The sequence below is a fragment of the Streptomyces sp. NRRL F-5122 genome (genome assembly GCF_001507435.1).
GTDB classification, from domain to species: domain Bacteria; phylum Actinomycetota; class Actinomycetes; order Streptomycetales; family Streptomycetaceae; genus Streptomyces; species Streptomyces lannensis.
This window is the reverse complement of record NZ_LMWH01000030.1, coordinates 1-5,156: the sequence shown is the minus strand read 5'-3', so window position 1 is coordinate 5,156 and position 5,156 is coordinate 1. Positions and strand designations below refer to the sequence as shown.

5 protein-coding genes are annotated in these 5,156 nt (G+C 67.7%); 1 reads left to right on the top strand and 4 read right to left on the bottom strand.

Annotation, left to right across the window (positions count from 1 at the left end):
- Positions 1 to 849: 849 nt before the first annotated feature.
- Complete coding sequence (locus ADL25_RS05920; protein ID WP_308119642.1) at positions 850 to 1,497, top strand: response regulator transcription factor; 648 nt, start codon at positions 850 to 852, stop codon at positions 1,495 to 1,497.
- A 221-nt stretch (positions 1,498 to 1,718) separates the two neighbouring features.
- On the opposite strand, the gene ADL25_RS05915 is transcribed toward ADL25_RS05920, so the two are convergent.
- From ADL25_RS05915 to ADL25_RS05900, 4 genes are all read right to left on the bottom strand, one after another.
- Positions 1,719 to 1,949: an acyl-CoA carboxylase epsilon subunit gene (locus ADL25_RS05915; RefSeq protein ID WP_059126563.1), complete on the bottom strand. Its 231-nt coding sequence runs from the start codon at positions 1,947 to 1,949 to the stop codon at positions 1,719 to 1,721.
- 103 nt (positions 1,950 to 2,052) lie between these two features.
- Positions 2,053 to 2,490, bottom strand: a complete 438-nt coding sequence (locus ADL25_RS05910) for a DUF6069 family protein (protein ID WP_063805574.1) — start codon at positions 2,488 to 2,490, stop codon at positions 2,053 to 2,055.
- Between the two features lie 118 nt (positions 2,491 to 2,608).
- Positions 2,609 to 4,195, bottom strand: coding sequence for an FAD-binding oxidoreductase (locus ADL25_RS05905; protein WP_079050204.1), 1,587 nt, complete (start codon positions 4,193 to 4,195; stop codon positions 2,609 to 2,611).
- Between the two features lie 158 nt (positions 4,196 to 4,353).
- On the bottom strand, positions 4,354 to 5,019 hold the full coding sequence (locus ADL25_RS05900; protein WP_059126561.1) for a DsbA family oxidoreductase: 666 nt from the start codon (positions 5,017 to 5,019) through the stop codon (positions 4,354 to 4,356).
- Positions 5,020 to 5,156: the final 137 nt, after the last annotated feature.

Sequence of the window (5,156 nt, the reverse complement as noted above, 5' to 3'; positions counted from 1 at the left end):
CCGTCTCCGACGTGAAACGATCACCCGTCAACTGCATCCCGTCACCGGAATCCCCCGCAAAACGGATGATCACCCGGTCGAGCCTCTGCACATCCTTCGTCCGTGAGATCTCGCGGACCGGCGTCTGTGCGGGTGTCGTGCGGTCCCGCGCCTGTGCGGCGGTCATTGTCCTCATCCCATCTTCCGAGAGCGGCGTCAAGTCGCCCGGGTCCTGTCGTGTGTCGGCCGGGGAGGATGGCCGATTCGCCACTGCTTCTGAACTGACGGTGTCGATAGCGTGCTGTTGTGGATACTCCTGCGCTTGATCGCATTTGCGGTCGCATGGGTGTGACCCATCACTCGTATACGTCGTACGCTCCTGCGTGTACGATGTATCGCGAGATAATGGAAGAAGTCTGTACGGGGGAGCTGGTGTAGTTGGCTTTGCAACAATTCGGGGCTGGTGCGTGGATACCAGTGGGCTGACTGACCAGGCAATATGATTCGCCATGCGATGAGCCTTCCGCCGGGGTCGTGTTTCCGCGGGGGCGTGAATCTGTGTGCACCGGATCGCCTTCTTCGGCGCCTGTCGGATTACTTATTGTTTCGGCAGAGTTTCGGTTCTCCTCTATTAGCTGAGTCGTCAACTGTTGATCTTTGACGGATCGAGTGCATGGTCTGTACCCTTCTTGTGGACATGCTTTCGATGGCTCGACGCTCCTCTTGACCGGATGAATATGGGGGATTTCTCGGATGGGGCATCAGTCCGTAAGGCTTGTTGAAGCACGCATTCCGCATCAGATGTCGATGCGGGGTGCGTCCGTCAGGCCGGAGGTGAGGCGAGTCCGTAAGGCGTTACGCGTACTCGCGGTGGAGAACGAGACCGAAGTGGCGAAGGAGTTGGTTCGCGACCTGTGGCGGCACGGATACCAGGCCGAGAGTGTGCCGACCGGCGCACAGGCCCTGCAGCAGTACCGCAACGCCGACCTGCTCCTCGTCGACCTGGACCTGCCCGATCTGGACGGCGTCGAGCTGTGCCGGAGCATCCGTGCCGTGTGCGACGTCCCGATCATCGTCGTGACGGCCCGTGACTCCGAGGTGGACCGGGTGCTCAGCCTCCGGGCCGGCTCGGACGACTATGTGGCCAAGCCGTACAGCCTGGCCGAGTTGATCGCGCGTATCGAGGCCGTCATGCGCCGGGCGCTGCGCCAGCCTGCCGCGCCCGATGAGGCCATCACCGTCGGATCGCTGGGCATCGATCCCCGCGCCCGGGAAATCCGTCTCGACGGCCGGCACATAGATGTGACGCGCAAGGAATTCGATCTGCTCTACCTGCTGGCCTCGCGCCCGGGAATCGTTGTCACCCGGAAGCAGATAATGGCGCAGGTCTGGCGGGACTCCAGGTCGGAGCCGGGACGTACGATCGACACTCATGTCAGCAGCCTGCGCAGCAAGCTGGGTTCGAGCAGCTGGATCATCACCGCCCGCGGCGTCGGTTTTCGTCTGGGGCATGCTTGATCCTGACCGCCGGTCACCTGGATCATCCGGGAAATGAGTCGGTAGGACGGCAGGGATACGTCTCGTATTCGAGAGCGGATCCGGGGAAGATGAAGGATCAGTGATCCGAGGGAGGCCGCCCGGTCAACGGCGATCTGCGGTCTTCCCACCTGGAATTGGCTCGGATGAAAGCGCATTCCGCTCATTCGCCCCAAGTATTCGCCACCGCCCGGCGGGCGGGATCAGGCCGCGCCGCGCCAGCCCGGCAGCGGGCCGGCGGCCCATGAGGTGGCCGTCCCGCGCCTGGCCGAGAACGGTGTCCAGTACGCCCCCCGCGGACCGGTGCCGGTGTCCGCCGGCTCTGCCGCCCGAGCGGCGTTCGCGGCGAGTACGCCGGCCAGCGCCACCGCCACCGCGGCGACCTCTTCGTCGGTGGGCGATCCACTGATGATGCGCCAGCACTCCGTTGCCATGCTTCCCCCTTGTGTGCCGTGATGCGAAGACGTGCGGAACCGTACGAAGGCGGCCCTTCGGAACCGGTCGGTTCCGAAGGGCCGCCTGGTGACTGCCTCGACGTCAGACGCGGGACCGGCGGACCACCTCCAGGGCGGCCACCACGACGAAGCCGACGAACAGATGCATCGGGATCAGGGTGGCGGCGGTCCCGCCATCGGTGTCCTGGGTCAGCGGCCCGATCGCGGTGAGCACCGCCACGGCGCCGCCCAGGATCTGACCCACCCTCAGGAAGACCGGCTTCCAGCGGGCCAGAAGGAGGGTCACAGTGACGCCGATCACCGGTGCCGCGATCGACATGAAGACCACGTCGCCGGCGCCGATCTCGTCGGGCTTGCCGTTGAGCTCCAGGACCAGGGAGGCTCCGGCGGCGTCGCCGATGAACAGAAGGATCAGATTGACGACCGTGGCGAGGACGGCCGCCCCCGCCACGGCCTGCCATACGGGCAGCGCACGCCGTCCTGGAGCGGTGCGGGTGGCAGCGGGGTTACTGCTGGTCATGGAGCCCTCCGGGCTGTCGTTCCGCGCCGGCCACGGGGGTGCCCGCGGCCGGCGCGATGCTCATGGACATGGGGGGGTGTGCGCTTCCGGCGCGAGGGCCGATCGCCCGAGCCGGCCGTCAGGCGGGGTCCAGGGACAGGGCGTGCCGGAAGACGTTCTTGGGGTCGTAGGTGTTCTTGACCCGCTGCAGCCTGGGGTAGTTGTCCTTCCAGATGATCGAGTACCAGGGCACACCGGAGGTGTTCTGCACCGGGTCGCGCATGTCGACGTCGGGGTAGTTGATGTAGCCGCCGTCCTGCCGGCCGTTCGGCACCGGGAAGCCACCGGTCGCTCCGTGGACGTTCTTGCGCAGCGTGCGCAGCCAGCCGACCTCGGTCTCGTCCTGCGCCGGATCGGCCCAGTTGTTCGAGTACCAGAGCTTGAGGACGGAGTCCCGCTGAGGGATCGCCGTGGCCGACGACTCCACCGTGTTGATCTTGCAGCCGTAGGCCGCGAGGTACACCAGCCCGGCGCCGAAGTGGTTCGGGTCGTTCAGGGAGCGGTAGATCGCGCCTACCTGGGCCTCGGTCAGTGGCTTGCGAAGATGGCCGCCCATGGACTTCTGCCGCGCATATTCTCCGTAGCTCGGGGTCGGTTCCAGGGCGATCTCCAGCCAGGTGCCCTCGGTGACGTCGACCGTCGGCTCGAGGCCCACACCCGCGTTCACCGCGCGGATGTAGTCGTCGTGGAGCTTGGCGGTGTCCTTCAGCGTGGCGTCCATGCGTATCTCGAGCTGGACCGTGCCGGCGAGGGACGAGTGCAGCTGCAGCGAGCTGTGCATCGCCGAGTAGACCGAGCCGGGGGCGCTGTTCGCGGCGTGCCAGGCACCGTGGTTGAGCACCATGCGCGTGAAGCCCGCCTCGGTCAGCTGGGCCCAGGGCCAGGTCACGATGGTCTTGCGCATCCGCGCGGGAGGTTGCGGCAGCAGTGCGGACGCGCCCCCGGAGGCCCCCGGGGTGCGGAACCAGAACCGAGTCACGATGCCGAACCCTCCGCCGCCCCCGCCGGTGTGGGCCCACCACAGGTCGCGGTTCGGGTCCCCCGCGTTGCGCGTGGCGATGACCGTGCGCGCCTTGCCGCCCCGGTCCGCGACGACGACCTCGACCGCGTACAGGTGGTCCACGACAAGGCCGTGGCGGCGGGACAACGGCCCGTATCCGCCGCCGCTGACGTGGCCGCCGACGCCCACCTCGGGGCAGACGCCGCCGGGGACGGTGACACCCCAGCCCTCGTACAGCGCCTTGTACACCTCGCCGAGGCGGGCACCGGCCTCGACGGCGAAGGCGTTCATGGTCCGGTCGAAGGTGACGTTCTTCATCTCCGACAGGTCGACCAGAAGACGGAACTGCGGGTCGTCGACCAGGCCCTCGAAGCAGTGCCCGCCGCTGCGCACGGTGATGCGCTGGTTCTTGGCGACGGCCTGGTTCACCGCCTTCTCGACCTGGGAGGCGCAGTGCACGAGCCAGATCTCGTCCGGCGTCGCCACGAAACGGTTGTTGTAACCGCGTTCTGCGAGCTCGGCGTAGCGGGCGTCGCCCGGCCTGACGATCACCTCCGGGTCGGCCTGTGCCACGGCCTGTGCCGCGGACGGGGTCAGTGCGGTGAAGCCCGCCGTGGCGCCGGCCACCGCTATCGCGGAGCCCAGAAACCTGCGTCGCGAAACCATGTTGAGCCCTATCTGTGCGGGGATATCGACAAAACACCGCATGGACGCATGCGGACCGGGGGTGGCCTTCAGCCAAGCAGCCACCGAGGGGCGTCACCACGCACTTGACGTGGATCTGTCATGCCCCTATGCGAAAGTTGAGGTAGCGGACGCTGCGGTCAGAAGCCGGGCGTGGTCCGGGCCGCCTCGCGCAGCGCCGCGAACAGCGCGGCCTCCGGCTGGGATCCGTGCAGCGGCCGTACGCCGTCGATGAAGAACACCGGCACCCCGGTGACCCCCAGCCGGCGCACCCGGTCCAGTTCGGCGCGCAGCCGCTCGGTCTCGGCGGTCATGTCGACCGGCACGGAGCCGTCGTCCTCCGTGACACCGACCTCCTCGGCGAGACGGGCGAGAGTGGTGGCGTCGCCGATGTGCCGCCCGTCCGTGAAGTGGGCGCGAAAGAGCCGTTCCACCATCTGCTCGCCCCTGCCCTGCCGGGCGGCGCGGGCGATGAGCCGGTGCGCCTCGAACGTGCCAGTGGCCACGGCGCGTTCGTAGTGCAGCTCCAGTCCCTCCGCGGCGAGCTGTTCGGCGTGGCGCAGCGTCTGCCGTACGGCCTCCGCGCCGAACACCCGCTCAAGTACGGGAAGCAGCGGCTCCCCCTCGGTCCCGGCACCCGGTGCGAGTTCGAACGGCAGGAACCCCACCCGGACTTGCCTGCCTTCGGCGCGCAGCCGCTCTGCCGCACGGGTGAAGCGGGTGTAACCGAGATAGGAGTGCACGCAGATCACATCGAGCGCGATCCGCACGTGCACCGTCGTGGTCCGGGGCGAGTGCTGGGGCAAGGCTGCCGCCTCCCAAGGGCTGGTGCGGTCGGGTACCGGGTTACTGCGGGGGGTTGCCGTGTTTGCGGGAGGGCAGGTCCGCGTGCTTGGACTGCAGCATCGCGAGGGACTTGATGAGGACCTCGCGGGTCTCGGCG